Origin of the sequence: Aeromonas sp. QDB54 (assembly GCF_027707385.1) — a bacterium.
In the GTDB taxonomy this organism is placed as follows: Bacteria; Pseudomonadota; Gammaproteobacteria; order Enterobacterales; family Aeromonadaceae; genus Aeromonas; species Aeromonas hydrophila.
The window spans coordinates 98828-113504 of the sequence record NZ_JAPCIT010000012.1; the positions used below are offsets into that span (position 1 = coordinate 98828).

At 64.5% G+C, this 14677-nt stretch carries 16 protein-coding genes; 7 read left to right on the plus strand and 9 right to left on the minus strand.

Annotated features, from left to right (window positions below; all coding sequences use genetic code 11):
* The first annotated feature begins 16 nt into the window (after window positions 1-16).
* Both deoC and PG881_RS13535 read left to right on the plus strand, forming a co-directional pair.
* Entirely contained in the window at window positions 17-820 is an 804-nt protein-coding gene (gene deoC, locus PG881_RS13530; RefSeq protein ID WP_270800608.1) for a deoxyribose-phosphate aldolase, read from the plus strand.
* A 56-nt stretch (window positions 821-876) separates the two neighbouring features.
* Window positions 877-1788, plus strand: a complete 912-nt coding sequence (locus PG881_RS13535; protein ID WP_270800611.1) for a DMT family transporter — start codon at window positions 877-879, stop codon at window positions 1786-1788.
* Between the two features lie 5 nt (window positions 1789-1793).
* Here the strand turns inward: PG881_RS13535 and PG881_RS13540 are convergent, their stop codons facing one another.
* Complete coding sequence (locus PG881_RS13540) at window positions 1794-2807, minus strand: NAD-dependent epimerase (protein ID WP_270800614.1); 1014 nt, start codon at window positions 2805-2807, stop codon at window positions 1794-1796.
* Between the two features lie 321 nt (window positions 2808-3128).
* Here PG881_RS13540 and PG881_RS13545 point away from each other — a divergent pair, with 321 nt between their 5' ends.
* Window positions 3129-3755, plus strand: coding sequence for a YitT family protein (locus tag PG881_RS13545; RefSeq protein WP_043159627.1), 627 nt, complete (start codon window positions 3129-3131; stop codon window positions 3753-3755).
* Between the two features lie 113 nt (window positions 3756-3868).
* On the opposite strand, the gene PG881_RS13550 is transcribed toward PG881_RS13545, so the two are convergent.
* Genes PG881_RS13550 through PG881_RS13560 form a run of 3 tightly spaced genes read right to left on the minus strand, consistent with a single transcriptional unit; the run spans window position 3869 to window position 6539 of the window.
* Window positions 3869-4657: a heme ABC transporter ATP-binding protein gene (locus PG881_RS13550; protein WP_270800617.1), complete on the minus strand. Its 789-nt coding sequence runs from the start codon at window positions 4655-4657 to the stop codon at window positions 3869-3871.
* 14 nt (window positions 4658-4671) lie between these two features.
* Complete coding sequence (locus PG881_RS13555; protein ID WP_270800619.1) at window positions 4672-5703, minus strand: FecCD family ABC transporter permease; 1032 nt, start codon at window positions 5701-5703, stop codon at window positions 4672-4674.
* Window positions 5700-6539, minus strand: coding sequence for a heme/hemin ABC transporter substrate-binding protein (locus PG881_RS13560; protein ID WP_270800621.1), 840 nt, complete (start codon window positions 6537-6539; stop codon window positions 5700-5702). The genes PG881_RS13555 and PG881_RS13560 overlap by 4 nt, the downstream gene beginning before the upstream one ends.
* 168 nt (window positions 6540-6707) lie before the next feature.
* On the opposite strand from PG881_RS13560, the gene hutX reads away from it, so the two are divergent.
* Both hutX and hutZ read left to right on the plus strand, forming a co-directional pair.
* On the plus strand, window positions 6708-7220 hold the full coding sequence (hutX, locus tag PG881_RS13565; protein ID WP_011704903.1) for a heme utilization cystosolic carrier protein HutX: 513 nt from the start codon (window positions 6708-6710) through the stop codon (window positions 7218-7220).
* Entirely contained in the window at window positions 7217-7774 is a 558-nt protein-coding gene (gene hutZ, locus PG881_RS13570) for a heme utilization protein HutZ (RefSeq protein WP_029301689.1), read from the plus strand. Before hutX ends, hutZ begins: the two co-directional genes overlap by 4 nt.
* Window positions 7775-7843: 69 nt before the next feature.
* Here hutZ and PG881_RS13575 read toward each other — a convergent pair whose 3' ends face one another.
* From PG881_RS13575 to PG881_RS13585, 3 genes are read right to left on the minus strand one after another with little or no spacing between them, the layout of a single operon-like run.
* On the minus strand, window positions 7844-8248 hold the full coding sequence (locus tag PG881_RS13575) for a hypothetical protein (protein ID WP_270800624.1): 405 nt from the start codon (window positions 8246-8248) through the stop codon (window positions 7844-7846).
* Between the two features lie 39 nt (window positions 8249-8287).
* Window positions 8288-8839, minus strand: coding sequence for a cysteine hydrolase family protein (locus tag PG881_RS13580; protein WP_270800626.1), 552 nt, complete (start codon window positions 8837-8839; stop codon window positions 8288-8290).
* Between the two features lie 60 nt (window positions 8840-8899).
* Window positions 8900-9868 carry a ChaN family lipoprotein gene (locus tag PG881_RS13585; RefSeq protein ID WP_270800629.1) on the minus strand — a complete coding sequence of 323 codons (969 nt, stop codon included), beginning with the start codon at window positions 9866-9868 and terminating at the stop codon, window positions 8900-8902.
* Window positions 9869-10056: 188 nt separating this feature from the next.
* Between PG881_RS13585 and PG881_RS13590 the strand changes: the two genes are divergently transcribed.
* Window positions 10057-12150 carry a TonB-dependent hemoglobin/transferrin/lactoferrin family receptor gene (locus PG881_RS13590; RefSeq protein ID WP_270800631.1) on the plus strand — a complete coding sequence of 698 codons (2094 nt, stop codon included), beginning with the start codon at window positions 10057-10059 and terminating at the stop codon, window positions 12148-12150.
* 288 nt (window positions 12151-12438) lie between these two features.
* Window positions 12439-13578, plus strand: coding sequence for a 3-phenylpropionate MFS transporter (locus tag PG881_RS13595; RefSeq protein WP_270800633.1), 1140 nt, complete (start codon window positions 12439-12441; stop codon window positions 13576-13578).
* An 84-nt stretch (window positions 13579-13662) separates the two neighbouring features.
* On the opposite strand, the gene PG881_RS13600 is transcribed toward PG881_RS13595, so the two are convergent.
* A complete protein-coding gene (locus tag PG881_RS13600; RefSeq protein ID WP_011704909.1) occupies window positions 13663-13872 on the minus strand; it encodes a helix-turn-helix domain-containing protein in 210 nt (69 codons plus the stop codon).
* A gap of 7 nt (window positions 13873-13879) precedes the next feature.
* Entirely contained in the window at window positions 13880-14491 is a 612-nt protein-coding gene (locus tag PG881_RS13605; protein WP_270800635.1) for a DUF2975 domain-containing protein, read from the minus strand.
* Between the last annotated feature and the right edge of the window lie 186 nt (window positions 14492-14677).

A 14677-nucleotide genomic window follows, 5' to 3' on the forward strand; every position in this document is an offset into this window, starting at 1 on the left:
CCGACAGGAGCCTTCCATGATTCCAGCTACTGCTTTTGCACCTGCCTGCGCCGCCACCGAGGCCGCCAGCCGGGCGATCCGCTTGATGGATCTCACCAGCCTCAACGACGATGACCACGACGCGCGCATCATCGCCCTCTGCCACCAGGCGCAGACCCCGGTCGGCAACACCGCCGCGGTCTGTATCTATCCGCGCTTCGTGGGGCTGGCCAGGCTCACCCTGGCGGCCCAGGGTACCCCCGAAATCAAGGTCGCCACCGTGGTCAACTTCCCCCACGGCGACGATGAGTTGGATGTTGTGCTGGCTGAGACCCGCACAGCCCTGCTCGATGGCGCCGACGAGATCGATCTGGTGATCCCCTGGCGTGCGCTCAAGGCGGGGGACGAGGCCCCCGCCCGGGCGCTGGTGCGCGGCTGCAAGGCGTTGTGCGGGCCGCGGCTGCTCAAGGTGATCATCGAATCCGGCGAGCTGCAGGAGCCCGCGCTTATCCGCGCCGCCTCCCTGCTTGCCATCGAGGAGGGGGCCGACTTCATCAAGACCTCGACCGGCAAGGTGCCGGTCAATGCCACCCCCGAGGCGTGCCGCACCATGCTGGCAGCCATCGCCGAGTGCGATGCGCAGAACCGGGTGGGTTTCAAGGCGGCAGGCGGGGTGAAAAGCGCGCAGGAGGCGGGGGAGTATCTGGCCATGGCGGCCGCACTCTTTGGCGATGAGTGGCTGGTTGCCGAGCACTTTCGCTTCGGCGCATCCAGCCTGCTCGGCCAGTTGCTGGCCACTATCGAGGGCAAGAAGCCGGTTGCTGCCGACGGCAGTTATTGAATCATTCCCATCCAGTGCGGCGCCCGGCAGGGCGCCCCTTTGCACAGGTGCATGCCATGTCCCATCCCCGTTTTCATTTCGTGCAGGCCCACGGCAAGGTGCTGCTGTTCACCCTGCTCATCAGCGTCTCCTTTCCCATCGGCAGCGCCCTCACCGCGGTGCTGGACCCGCTGGTGGTCACCTGGGCGCGCTACCTGCTGGCGGCGCTCACCTTCGTGATTCTGCTGGCTTGCCAGCGCCGTCTGGTGCTGCCTTCGCTGCGGGATCTGGGGCGTTATACCCTCATCTCGCTGCCGGCCCTCTGCTACTTCGTCGCCATGTTCGTGGCGCTGCAGGAGACCAGCGCCCTTGATGCCAGCGCGCTCTACACCACGGTACCCCTCATCAGCGCGCTGGCCAGCATGCTTGTGCTGCAGCGCCGTATCGGCTGGTCGATGGCGTTCGCCCTGCTGGGGGGCATGGTGGCGGCCGCCCTCATCATCTTTCGCGGTGAACTGAGCCAGCTGGCGAGCCTGAGCCTCACCCCCAGCAACCGCATCTATCTGCTGGGCTGCGTTGGGATGGCGCTCAACCCCATACTGGTGAAGCGCTACTACCGGGGCGAGTCGTTTGCCCACCTCACCTGCTGGACCCTGATCTGCGCCACCCTGCTGCTCACCCTGGTGGCGGCGCCGCGGCTGCTGACAACCGACTGGCAGCAGGTGTCGCTGCCGCTCTGGCTCGGCCTTGCCTATCTGGCGCTGTTTGCCACGGCGCTCAGCTTCTTTTTGTTCCAGCAGGGGAGCGTGGTGCTGCAGCCGGAGCAGGTCTCGGCCTACACCTACCTGATCCCGGTGCTGGTGCTGTTGATTGGCATGCTGAGCGGGGAGGAGGTGATCTGGCGGCAGGTGGGCTGGGGTGTGCTCGGCGTGCTGCTGACCATGGCAGTCATGGTGCTGGTGCCCGCTCGGCAGGCACGCCGTGTCTGAATCGGTCAGCGGGCGGGCTGGTAGTAGTCGAGATACCAGCGCACGAACGCGGCGACCCCTTCCTTGATGGAAGTGGCGGGGCGCAGGCCGGTGAGGGTGTGAAGGGGCTCGCTGTCGGCCCAAGTGGCGTGCATGTCGCCCGCCTGCATCGGCAGCATCCGCTTGATGGCGGGCTTGTCCAGCGCCTGTTCCAGCGCCTCGATGAAGTCGAGCAGCCGCACCGGCTGGCCATGACCGATGTTGAGGATGCGGTAGGGCGCGGCGCTCTCGGCCGGGCTCTGCTCGCCGGCGTGCCAGTGAGGGTTGGGGCGGGGCGGCAGCTCGGCGACGGCGAGGATCCCCTCGACGATGTCGTCGATGAAGGTGAAGTCGCGGCTGAGATCGCCCTGGTTGTAGACGTCGATGGGTTCGCTCGCCAGGATGGCGCGGGTGAACTTGGCAATAGCCATGTCGGGCCGGCCCCAGGGGCCGTAGACGGTGAAAAAGCGCAGCCCCGTGGTGGGCAGGCCGTAGAGCGCCGAGTAGGCGTGGGCCATCAGCTCGCCACTCTTCTTGGTGGCGGCATAGAGGGAGACCGGGTGGTCCACCTGCTGATCGGCACTGAACGGCAACTGCTCGCCCATGCCGTAGACCGAGCTGGAGGAGGCGTAGATCAGATGCCGGATGCCGTGCTGGCGGCACCCTTCCAGCACCGTCAGCATGCCGGTGAGGTTGCTCTCGCTGTAGGCAAACGGGTTTTCCAGCGAGTGGCGCACCCCCGCCTGGGCACCCAGGTGGATCACCCGCTCGAACTGCCCCTCGGCAAACAGGGCGGCCATGCCGGCCTGGTCCGCCAGCTCGCTCTGCACGAAGCGAAAATGGGGGAAGGGGGTCAGCATCGCCAGGCGAGCCTCCTTGAGACTCACCTCGTAGTAGTCGTTGAGGTTGTCCAGCCCCACCACCTGATGACCCGCCTCGCACAGCCGTCTGGCCACGTGAAAACCGATAAAGCCGGCGGCGCCGGTGACCAGATACTTCATGGTTGGGGTCCTGTGCAGATCATGGGGCTCCTGACGGTGATGGGAAAAGGGGCTGCGCGCTTTGTAGCAGAGCCGGCGCATCTGTGCCATGGCAATCCGCCCGTATCGGCGAGGCGGGGGCGGTTCAGGCGCGGCATGCTGCATCTTGGTGCAGCGGCTGTCAATGGAGAATGACAGGCACCAAAACGGGGCGTGGGCGGCGACTATTGTGATCATGGTCGCAAAAAATAGACTGAACCCCATAACGAAGCCCTGCGGACAGGGCTCGCGCCCGCCAGACGGGCAACAGACACTCTTTCACTTCGCTATTGGATACCGGTTATGGACAACACCCCTGGCTCGGCGCACTCCGTTCGGACTGCGCACCCCCTCTATGAAGACGTCATCGCCCTGCTGACCGCGGCCGGCTTCGTCTCCCTCGGCATCTTTCTGTTTCATCAGGTCGGTCTGCTGACCGGCGGCACCGCCGGGCTGGCGCTGTTGCTGCAGCAGGTGACGGGGCTGAGCTTCGGCCTGCTGTTCTTCGGCATGAACCTGCCCTTCTATGCCCTGGCCTGGTTCAGGATGGGGCCGCGCTTCACCCTCAACACCTTCGTCTCGGTGGCGGCGGTCTCCTTCATGACGGATCACCTCAACGCCGTGCTGCAAATCGGCAAGATTGAGCCAGTCTACGCGGCGCTGATCGGCGGTACCCTGATCGGCATGGGGCTGCTCATCATGTTTCGCCACAAATCGAGCCTGGGCGGCTTCAACATCCTGGCGCTGTTTATTCAGGACCGGTTTGGTATCCGTGCCGGCAAGCTGCAAATGGGGCTGGATTGCACCATCGTCATCGCCTCCTGCTTCGTAGTGCAGCCCTGGATCCTGGCGCTCTCGGTGGTGGCGGCCATCATCTGTAACCTGGTGTTGACACTTAACCACAAGCCGGGCCGCTATCAGATCGCTTGACGAGTAAGGAATCATATGAGGCTGTTTGGCTGGCGATTAGCCCGCCACGCCTTGCAAACAAACAGAGCGCCTGATGGCGCTCTGTTGCTATCTGCCGCACGGCCATCACCGCATCACACCACCATGGGCAGCCCGCTTTCGGGATGGAGGATCACCTGGGCCGGGTAGTCGTAGAGCCGGTCGATGAGATCAGGCGTCAGCACCTCGCGCGGGGAGCCGTCTGCCATCACTCTGCCCTGTTCCAGCATCACCAGCCGGTCGGCGTAACGGGCCGCCAGATTGAGGTCGTGCAGCACCACCAGCACGGCGGTATGGCGGGCGGCGAGGGCGCGCGCCATGGTGAGCAGCTGGTGCTGGTACTTGAGATCGAGCGCCGAGGTGGGCTCGTCGAGCAGCAGCAGCCGCGCTTGCTGCGGTTCGTCCGGTGCCTGCCAGATCTGGGCCAGCACCCGGGCGAACTGCACCCGCTGGCGCTCCCCGCCGGAGAGGCCGGGATAGAGGCGGCCGGCCAGGTGATCGACCCCGGCATGGGTCATGGCGGCCCCGACTATCTCGTCGCGCCGGCTGGCCGGTTCGCTGTGGGGCAGCCGGCCCATGGCCACCACCTCCTCGCACAGGAAGGGGAAGTTCAGGGACGAGCTCTGCGGCAGCACCCCGACCCGATGGGCCAGCTCGGTGCCGGCCCACTCCTGCCGTTCCCGACCAAACAGGCGGATCTCTCCCTGATGTTCCAGCTCGCCGGTGAGGCATTTGAGCAGCGAACTCTTGCCGGCGCCGTTGGGGCCGAGCAGGGCGGTGAGGCTGCCCGCCTGCAGGTTGAGGTCGAGCCTGTCCAGAATGGGGCGGCCGCCCCGGCTGAGGCTGAGCTGGCGGCAGTGCAACAGGGTCGATGAAGCAGACAAAAGGAGTCCTCCGGTTAAAGCGTCCGGCGGCCCTTGACCAGCAGCCAGATGAAGAAGGGGGCGCCCAGCAGGGCGGTGATGATGCCGACCGGCATCTCGGCCGGCGCCAGCAGGGTGCGGGCCAGCATGTCGGCGCCCAGCAGCAGGGCGGCCCCGAGCAGGGCGGAGAGCGGCAGCAGCCGGACGTGGTTGGGGCCGGCCAGCAGCCGCACCAGGTGGGGCACCACCAGGCCGACGAAACCGATCATGCCGGCCACTGCCACCGCCACGCCAACCCCGGCGGCGGTGAGCAGGATCAGCCGCCGCTTGAGGGACTGCACCTGGATGCCGAGGTGGCGGGCCTCCCCTTCACCCAGCAGCAGGGCGTTGAGGGGGTTGGCATCGCGCAAGAACAGAATGAGCAGGGCAACCAGGGTCAGCAGCGCCAGCACCACGTCCACCGGCTTGCCCGCCGCCAGCGACCCCATCTGCCACAGGCTCAGGTTGCGCAGCATCTGATCGTCGGCGAGATAGGTGAGCAGGCCGATGACGGCACCGGACAGCGCGGTGACGGCCACCCCGGCCAGCAGCATGACGGTGACCGAGGTGCCGCCTTCCCGGGTGCCGAGCAGATAGACGAGGGTGGTGGTCAGGGCCCCGCCGAGAAAGGCGAGCAGGGGCAGCAGGCCGATGCCGAGCAGGCTCTGCCACTGCTGGCCGAGGGGGGCTAGCAGCACGATGGCCAGCGCCGCGCCGAGCGCCGCGCCGCCGGAGACCCCGATGATGCCGGGGTCGGCCAGGGGGTTGCGAAACAGCCCCTGCATCACGGCGCCGCAGAGGCCGAGAATCCCCCCCACGGCGATGCAGAGCAGGGTGCGCGGCAGGCGGATCTCCTGCACGATCAGCAGCTTGTGGGCCTCAATCCCGCTCCCTTGGCCGGCGAACAGGGCGCGCAGGCTCTCGCCAAACGAGAGGGCCATGGGGCCGGTGGCCAGCGATCCGACCAGCAGCAGCGCCAGTGCGCCGCCGGTGAGGCACAGTAGCCAGGACAGTGGCAGACGCATCATGAACCCAGCTTGATCCACTTGGCGATCTGGCTGGCCTGCTGCAGCGAGGTGAGGCTGAGCCCCCCTTGCAGGGCGTGACCGTCGATGGCGTGGATGGCCCTGTTCTTGCCGGCCGGGGTGGCGGAAAGGGCGGGCACCTGGCTCAGCACGGTTTCAGGATCCTGATACTGCTGCCAGTCGCGGCCGCTCACCAGCACCAGATCGGGCTGCAGCTCGATCAGGGATTCGGTGGAGACGGGCTTGTAGTCTTGCAGCTGGGCCACCGGGTTGACGCCGCCGGCCAGGGTGAGCAGGGCACTGGCAGTGGTGTTGCCGCCGGCGATGCTGGTGGGCTGGCCCTTGTGCAGCAGCAGGAAGACCACCTTGAGCTGTTTGTTCTGCTTGGCCTGGGCGGCCAGCTGCTCGCTCTGGGCCTGGATCTCGGCCTTCAGGCGGGTGCCGGCGGCTGGGTCCTTGAGCAGGGCGGCCAGGGTATCGATGCGCTGGTTGAGGTTGGCGAGGGTGGGGGCGGTGGGCAGCACGTCCACCTCGACCCCGGCCCGGCGCAACTGCTCCAGGGCGGGCGGCGGTCCCATCTCGTCGCTGCCGACCAGCCGGGTCGGCGCCAGGCTCAGGATCCCTTCGGCGGCGAGGGCGCGGTGATAGCCGACCCGTGGCAGGTTTTTCGGCTCTGGGCTGCTGATGTCGGTGGCGATGAGGCTCTGCTCACCGCCCAGCGCCAGAATGAGTTCCGTGGTGGCCGGGCCTATGCTGACGATACGTTCCTGCGCCAGAACGGGCAGGGACAGGGCTGAGCAGCCGAGCAGGCTGAGTGCGAGGGCAAAACGACGGCCCATGCTAACCTCCGAAGGGTGAATGAAGTTGGGTTGCCGCCGAGAATATCAAGCCGTCGAAAAAAATGCACTGAGAATGAAAGCGATTATCAATTGCATTGGTTTGGGGCCTTCATTACAGTATCCGCCATGACAGAACAGGGATGCCGCAGGCACCCCAAGGGAGAAACGATGAGCATTGCACAACGCATTCATGGGCTGCTGGAACAAGATCCCAGCGCTCACCCATCCACCATCGCCGCCGAGCTGGCCGTCAGCGAATGGGAGGTGGTACGCCACCTGCCGGCCGAGCTGGTCACCCTGGTGCCCGCCGAGCAGGCCGAAGCCCTGCTGGCGGATCTGGCCGACTGGGGCCAGGTGACCACCATCGTCGAGTCCGACGGCTCCATCTTCGAGGTGAAGGCCCCCTTCCCCCGTGGCAAGAGCGCCCGCGGCTACTACAACCTGATGGGGCGCGACGGCGAGATGCACGGCCACCTCAAGCTCGACAACGTGGTCGGCATCGCCCTGGTCAGCAAGCTGTTCATGGGCAAGGAGGGGCACTCCTTCCAGTTCTTCGGCCACAGCGGTCGCTGCATTTTCAAGGTCTATCTGGGGCGTGACGAGCAGCGTCAGCTACTGCCGGCCCAGGTGGAACGCTTCATGGCCCTGCGCCACCAGTATCAAGAGGAAGTCAAAGCATGAGTGAACGTCAGGAGCGTCTGCAGAACCGCCTGCAACCGGAGATCCGCGAGTTCCGCGACGGTTGCCGCACCCTGCAGCTGGCGACGGTGGACAGTGAAGGCAACCCCAATGCCAGCTATGCCCCCTTCGTGCTGCAGGAGGATGGCTACTATGTGCTCATCTCCGAGATCGCCCGCCACGCCCGCAACCTGCAACAGGTGCCCAAGGTGTCGCTGATGCTGATCGAGGACGAGAACGGGGCCCGCGAACTGTTTGCCCGCAAGCGCCTGACCTTCGATGCGGTGGCCGAAGTGGTGGCCCGCGACGATGTGCGCTGGGAAAAGGCCATCACCGCCCTGGAAGGGCGCTTCGGCGAGATAGTCAAAGGGCTCTCCAACCTCAAGGACTTCGTGCTGTTCCGGCTCAAGCCCGAGCAGGGGTTGTTCGTCAAGGGCTTCGGCCAGGCGTTCCGGGTCTCCGGCGACGAGCTGGTGGATTTCGTCCATCTGGTGGAAGGGCACAAGCGCGTCGACAACGGCGCCGAGCTGACCAGCCCGGCCGATGCGCCGGTCTGACCCACGCGATCACGAACATGACAAAACGGGCAGCCCTGGGGCTGCCCGTTTGTTTATGGCCGGCGCTGCTCAGTCCTGCCAGGAGGCCTTGTTGGGGAAGGCGTCGCGGTCGGCCCGAGTGGCGGTCTCGTTGCACTCGCCCCGGATCTTCCAGGAGGTCTGGCTGAGCACTATGTAGCCTTCGCGGCAGTATTTGCGCTCGGCCAGCGCCTGGGTGAGCTGGGCATCCTGCAGCGCTTCACGCCGCTCCAGCAGGCTCTTGCTGCGACTCAGGCGGCTGCCGTCATCGTCCTGCAGGCGGGTGGGCAGGGTATCGAGCGGGGCAGCTTCGAAGGTGAAGCGCTTGCTCCCCTCCTCATTGATATGGGTCCTGAACAGGGGGGCCGGGCCATTCGGCTGGCGCCCCGGCAGGCCTGAGCAGGCGGTGATTGCCGGTAACAGCAGCGTGAAGGCAACGGCAGAGAGTAGACGCACACAAGACTCCAATCGGGTGATCGCTTCAGAGCGGGCAGATTAACATGCCGGCTCGGGTTGGGTGGCGCCGAGCAGCTCATCCGTCGTGAGCAGGGTCACGCTTCTGCCTTTTGGCAGGCTGAGGTGACGCCACATCCAGTGGTGGTGCTCGATGATCTGCTCCGCGCTCAGGTGGGGCCTGTCCGCCGTGGTATGGGCGTCGGTCACCGCCACCACCTCGAAGCCGCGGGCGGCGGCGCTGCGCAAGGTGGTGTCGACGCAAAAGTCGGTGGCACAGCCGCAGATGAGCAGCCTGTCCACCGGCTGCTCCGCCAGCAGGAAACCGAGCTCGGTGTCGAGAAAGCTGTCGCAGGCGGTCTTGCGTACCCGGCTGTCATGCCCCTCTGGGGCGAGATCGGCGTGCAGCTGCCAGCCCGGGCTGGCGGGATCCAGCTCGGTGCCGGGTTCGTCGTGCTGCACATAGATGACACGACCCTGTTCTGCCCGCACGCGTTCGGCCAATCGATTGATATTGGCGATGACCTGGCTGTCCTGATGGCGAGGCTGGGTGAACAGCCCCTGTTGCATGTCGATGACCAGTAACACATCCATATGAAATCCTTGGGCAAATGTTTGTCAGGGTGGCAGCCACTGGGCTCCTCAGACGCAAGGTCAGGGTTGCAGCCATTGGCTGCAGTCACGACTGCGGGATTGATGCAGTGCGCCCATATCTTGCTTCATTTCATCGGCATTTAGCCAGCGTTCCGGCAGGGGGGCGATGCCGACCCGCACGTCGGCAACCCGGCCAGCTGCTGGTTGACCGTCACCCGCTTGCGGCGCCGTCAGCTCCGGCACGACCAGCGCCACCTTGAGATCTGGGTTGCGGCTGGCGATGCGGCTGGCCAGCCCCAGCCCGCCCTCTACGTGGAAGTTGCCGGCGATATGCATGATGCGCTGGCCCGGGTGGCTGCGCAGGTAATCCACCATGCTCTCGGCCATGGTGTCGTCCCAGCTGGTCTGGGCGGCAAAGCGGCGGGCGTTGCTGTCGGCATCGCCATGATGGAGCGAGGCCATGAACTTCTGGCGATAGGGGTCATCGCCGAGGGTGAGGGTGCGGGCCAGCTGGCTGCGACGGCTGGCGGGCAGCTGCTCCAGCCAGGCCGGCCCCTCCTGGCCGACACAGCTCACCAGCGGTTTGGGCGCATTGGCGGCGATGACCGGCAGGTGGTGCGCCTTGGCGAACTCCACCAGCGGGCGATAGTCGCTCTGGTAGTTGGGCCAGGCGTTGCCGTCACGAATGAGGGCCGCCTCGCCGATGCGACCGGCCAGGTAGGCATCCAGCACCGGCTGATCGGCGCGGCTGAACTGCTCCATGGAGAGCCCCAGAGGGCGACCGTCTGCGGCCAGGCCCGCCAGCATTCTGGCTTGCAGCAGGTGCACCGCCGGGTGGGTGTGCAGCTCGCCCACCAGCACTATGTCGGCATCTGCCACCCGGGCCAGGGCCTGTTCGAGGCTCAGATCGTTCCCCTGGGTGGCCTTGAGCTGATAGTGATAGAGGGTACCGGCATCGTTGACGGGGGCCGTCGTGGCACAGGCGGCCAGCAGCAGGGGCAAGGTGAACAGGGGCAGTAGTCGGGTCATGGATGTCTCGCAGCGATGAGGTGCCGGCACCATACAATGGCAGCATGGCGGGCGGGAAAACAGAGGGGCGTAGTGTAGAACCGAATTATGACAAAAGAAAATGAGAGTGATTCCGTTTATTATTGATCTTTGTTGAGAGGTGGGTAAGATGCCAGCTGTTTGATAACAGTTCTCAATAAGGATTTGCAGTGGCCCATAACAACACCCTATCGCTGGTCGCCCTTGCCGTGGCAGCCGGCCTCGCTTCCCCGGTTTTTGCGGCGGACAAGAAAGCAGATGAAGTCATGGTGGTCAGTGGCTCTCGGATGGAGCAGAAACTGGAGGATGTCTCCGGCCCCATCTCGGTCATCACCGCCGAACAGATTGAAGAGCAGGTGGTGAGCAACGTCGCCGACCTGTTCCGTTACGAGCCGGGCGTCACCGCCCTCGGCGGTGCCGGCGATGCCCAGACCTTCGTCATTCGCGGCATGGGCGAGAACCGGGTCAAGATAGTGCGTGACGGCGTGCGCCAGAACGATGCCTACAAGAACGGCGGCGTGGGCCAGAGCTATTTCGACACCGACATGATCAAGCAGGTCGAGGTGGTCAAGGGACCAGCCTCGGCAGCCTACGGCTCCGATGCACTGGGCGGCGTCATCGCCATCACCACCAAGGATGCGGCTGATTTCCTCAAGGGTCGCGACAGCTACCTGGATGCCACCACCGGTTATGCCTCCAGCAGCCACCAGAAGATGGCCGGCGTCACCGGGGCCCTGCGCGCCGGCGCGTTCGAGAACCTGCTGCGCTACACCTGGCGTGACGGCGGGGTGACCCAGAACTACGACGGCGACAAGAACGAGTTCGACATCGTCAGCCAGGCCGTGCTGTTCAAGAGCCAGTGGAACCTGAGCGATGCCCAGTTCCTCAAGCTGACCGTCGACTACTTCAACGAGGGGCAGGACCCCGATGCCGTCGACCTCACCAAGGCGGGTTCGGTCTTCAACCAGCCGATCACCGACAAGGAGACCGACAACCTGTCGCTGGTGCTGGATCACGGCATCGCCCTGAACGCGCCCTGGGTCGATCGCATCGACAGCAAGCTCTACTACGCCCGTACCAAGCAGACCATGGATCAGTACGCCTCTTCCAAATACCCGGTGCGGCCGACCAACCCCTATGTGACCAAGAACTCGCTGGACAACAACGGTTTCGAGCAGAAGAGCCTGGGCGCCCAGCTGAAGTTCAGCAAGGCGCTGGCGAGCCAGCGGCTGGCATGGGGCCTGGAGTATGAGCACACCGACAACGAGCGGACCCGCTTCAAGGCGCCGACCGTGCCGGGGGATTTCGTCGGTTACAACGAGCTGAGCTTCCCCTCCACCACCACCGAGCACGGCGCCCTGTGGGCGTTTGACGAGCTGAAATTCGGCGAGCGCTGGGTGCTGACACCGGGTGCCCGCTACGACTACTACCGGATGAACCCGGATCAGGATCCCGCCTACACCGGCGAGAACCTCAAGCGTTTCTCCGAAGGGGAGTTCTCGCCCAAGCTGGGGCTGGTGTTCAAGGCGCACGAGGCGGCCAACCTGTTCGCCCAGTACAGCCACGGCTACAAGACCCCCATGTATGACAACGCCTTCTCCACCCTGAACCACCAGGCATATGGCTATCGCATCGAGCCCAACCCGAACCTCAAGCCCGAGAGCAGCGACGGCATCGATCTGGGTGTGCGCGGCAGCGCCGGCGGCTTCAGCTATGAAGTGGCCACCTTCTACAACAAGTTCGAAGACTTCATCGAGCTGGCCGGGGTCGGCACCGAGGGCCGCACCGCGCTGTATCAGTATCAGAACCTGGACAAGGCGACCACCAAGGGGGCCGAGGCCAAGGCGGACTACTGGCTGAACGATCTGGTCAACGTCTGGGGCAACCTCTCCTACATCGAGGGCAAGGATGGCGACGGCAACTACATCAACAGCCTGAGCCCGCTCAAGGGGACCCTGAGTGTTCGACTGGAGCAGCCCAACTGGAACATCAACACCGCCCTGCGCTTTGCCGACGACATGAGCAAGGTGGGCAAGGATGCCAAGGGCAACGACAACATCAAGAGCGCGGGCTGGGGCGTGGTGGACATCTATGCCCAGTTCAAGCCGGTGCAGGATCTGCAGTTCAACGTGGGTGTCTTCAACTTGTTCGACAAGGAGTACGTCAACTACGAGAGCATCACCGGTCAGAGCGCCAGTGCCAGCACCAGCCGCCAGACCGAGCCGGGTCGCAACCTGAGTGCACGGGTCAAGTACGTGTTCTGATGAATGCACACCACGACAAGGGGCCTGCGGGCCCCTTTTTCATGGCGGGGACCGGGCCCCCGATGGCGGACAAAAAGGCGGCCAAAAAGAAACCCGCCGAAGGCGGGTGGAAGGATTGCAACACTAACCAGGAGGAGGTGTTACTCAATAGACACCGGCCTTGCGCCAATAGTTCAATTTTATTGATGTTTTTCATTATTATCTGCGCGGCGTCCCAGCCGGGATCGCAGGATCCCCACCGACAAATCGGTTATCATTTGTACCCCCGTTTCTCAGTGTCGAGGATCTATGCCCGCCTTCTCCTGGTTAGCTCTGTTTTTTGGCGCTTTCTACTTCGTCTACGGTGCCTATCTGCCGTTCTGGTCGCTCTGGCTGGAGGGGATCGGGGTCAGCGCCGAGATGATCGGCCTGCTGCTCGGCGCGGGCATGGCGATCCGCTTTGCCGGCAATCTGATGGTGATGGGCCAGATCAAGGGGGCGGGGCACCTGCTGCCGGTCACCCGCCTGCTCTGCCTGCTCAGTCTGCTGGCCTTCCTCGGCTTTTACCTCAGCCACAATCTCTGGTGGCTGGTGGGGCTGACCCTGGTGGCGAACTTCATCTACCCGACCCTGATGCCGGTGGGGGAAGCGCTGGCCACCCGCATGGTGGTACAGGCGCACCTCGACTACGGCAAGGTGCGGCTGTGCGGCTCGTTCGCCTTTATCGTCGCCTCGACCCTGGTCGGGGCGTTGGTGGGGAATTTTGGCAGCGACTGGATACTGCACACCATGGTGGCCGGATTGTTGCTGATGTTGCTGCTGAGCTGGCTGCCGCTGCACCCGGCGCCGCAGGACATTCAGGGCGAGCGGGCCAAGGCCTCTCTGCTCGATACCCTCAGGTCCCCCTCGGTGCGCCGTTTTCTGCTGATCTCGGCCCTGCTGCAAGGCAGTCACGCCGCCTACTACGGCTTTAGCGCCATGCACTGGAAGGCGGCGGGTTACAGCGGCACCACCATCGGTTATCTGTGGGCGCTGGGGGTGGTGGCGGAGATCGGCATGTTTGCCGCCGACAAGCGCTTCCTCAACCGCTTCGGCGCCCAGACCCTGTTTCTGGTGGGGGCGCTGGGCTGCGTGGTGCGCTGGATCCTGCTCGGTGCCTCCACCGAGCTGCTGGTGCTGGTGGCGGGTCAGCTGCTGCATGCGGTCACCTTCTGCGTCAGCCACCTCGGTGCCGTGCGCTTCATGACCCGTCAGCTGCCGGCCGAGCAGCTGATCCCGACCCAGGCGCTCTATGCGGCGCTGGGGCTCGGCATGACGGTGGCCGCCCTGATGACCTTGTGCGGCCTGCTGTTCGAACCGCTGGGGGGCGGCATCTTCTTCCTGATGGTGCTGGTGGTGCTGCCGGTGTTCGTGCTGCGCCTGCGGGAGGGCGAGCTGAAGGCCGCCTGAGTGGCCCTGTCCGGTCAGCAACCACATTGATCAGCAACGAAAAAGGGGAGCCTCGGCTCCCCTTGTTGCATGGTGACGGCTGGCTCAGGATTCCTGCTCAAAGGCCAGCAGATCACCGGGCTGGCAGCCCAGTTCGCGGCAAATAGCCTCCAGGGTGGAGAAGCGAACCGCCTTGGCATGGCCGTTTTTCAGGATGGAGAGGTTGGCCTCGGTGATGTTGACCCGCAGAGCCAGCTCGCGGGCAGTCATTTTGCGTTCGGCCAGCAGGGCATCGAGTCGGATGATGATGGGCATGGGTTCCTCACACCGTCAGTTGTTGTTCATCGGCCAGCCGCTTGGCCTCGCGCATCACCAGCGCCAGCGCCGACACGATAAGCCCGGCCAGCAGCAACTGGAAGTCCGATGAACCTATTTTTATCTGGCCGTGCAGCTCGGGGCCCGGCAGGGTGAGCACTAGGTCCAGCAGCGGGGTCGTGATGATTTTGGTGACGAAACTGACACAGAGCAGCAGGCCGATCAACTGGTAGCGGCGGATCTGGCTGAAGGTGAACAGCATGGCCTGCCGATAGCCGCGAAACAGCTGGAGCAGTTGCCACAGCATCAGCATGAACACCAGATCCGGCAGCAGCATCACCAGGGTGCCCAGCAGACGGGTGCCCAGGTTGAGGGGGTAGTCGGCAATCGAGGGGGCCGTGCTGGCCAGCGCCGGCTGTGCCATGGTCAGGGGGACATGGTTGAGCACCGAACTGTCTTGCACCGCCAGTGCGTCGATCAGCTCCTGCTGCAGATAGTCGCTGCCGCCGAGCAGCTGGGACCAGACTCCCATGACCGTCATGATCGGGGTGGCCAGCAGGGCGAACAGCAGGATCCATTCGATCAGGTTGCTCATGCGTTCGAGCTTGTTGTGTTTCATCGCTTACCTCTTGGAGTGAAAGGGTGGGCCACGCGCAGCACCGAATTATTGTTTATCAATAAACACAGTCAGATGTTTATCGTTTTTCGATATTTATTCAAGCGTTTTTTATTGAAAAACGATAAATTCTTGCTGCAATAAGAAGATGACATTTTTCGGGCGGCTCTCTAGACTGGCTGCTGCTGC

Coding starts and splice junctions, on each gene's coding strand:
- PG881_RS13580 (WP_270800626.1), bottom strand. CDS start 8,839: ATGGATGTGTTACTGGTCATCGACATGCAACAGGGGCTGTTCACCCAG.
- deoC (WP_270800608.1), top strand. CDS start 17: ATGATTCCAGCTACTGCTTTTGCACCTGCCTGCGCCGCCACCGAGGCC.
- PG881_RS13535 (WP_270800611.1), top strand. CDS start 877: ATGTCCCATCCCCGTTTTCATTTCGTGCAGGCCCACGGCAAGGTGCTG.
- PG881_RS13585 (WP_270800629.1), bottom strand. CDS start 9,868: ATGACCCGACTACTGCCCCTGTTCACCTTGCCCCTGCTGCTGGCCGCC.
- PG881_RS13555 (WP_270800619.1), bottom strand. CDS start 5,703: ATGATGCGTCTGCCACTGTCCTGGCTACTGTGCCTCACCGGCGGCGCA.
- PG881_RS13540 (WP_270800614.1), bottom strand. CDS start 2,807: ATGAAGTATCTGGTCACCGGCGCCGCCGGCTTTATCGGTTTTCACGTG.
- PG881_RS13605 (WP_270800635.1), bottom strand. CDS start 14,491: ATGAAACACAACAAGCTCGAACGCATGAGCAACCTGATCGAATGGATC.
- PG881_RS13545 (WP_043159627.1), top strand. CDS start 3,129: ATGGACAACACCCCTGGCTCGGCGCACTCCGTTCGGACTGCGCACCCC.
- PG881_RS13600 (WP_011704909.1), bottom strand. CDS start 13,872: ATGCCCATCATCATCCGACTCGATGCCCTGCTGGCCGAACGCAAAATG.
- PG881_RS13560 (WP_270800621.1), bottom strand. CDS start 6,539: ATGGGCCGTCGTTTTGCCCTCGCACTCAGCCTGCTCGGCTGCTCAGCC.
- hutZ (WP_029301689.1), top strand. CDS start 7,217: ATGAGTGAACGTCAGGAGCGTCTGCAGAACCGCCTGCAACCGGAGATC.
- PG881_RS13595 (WP_270800633.1), top strand. CDS start 12,439: ATGCCCGCCTTCTCCTGGTTAGCTCTGTTTTTTGGCGCTTTCTACTTC.
- hutX (WP_011704903.1), top strand. CDS start 6,708: ATGAGCATTGCACAACGCATTCATGGGCTGCTGGAACAAGATCCCAGC.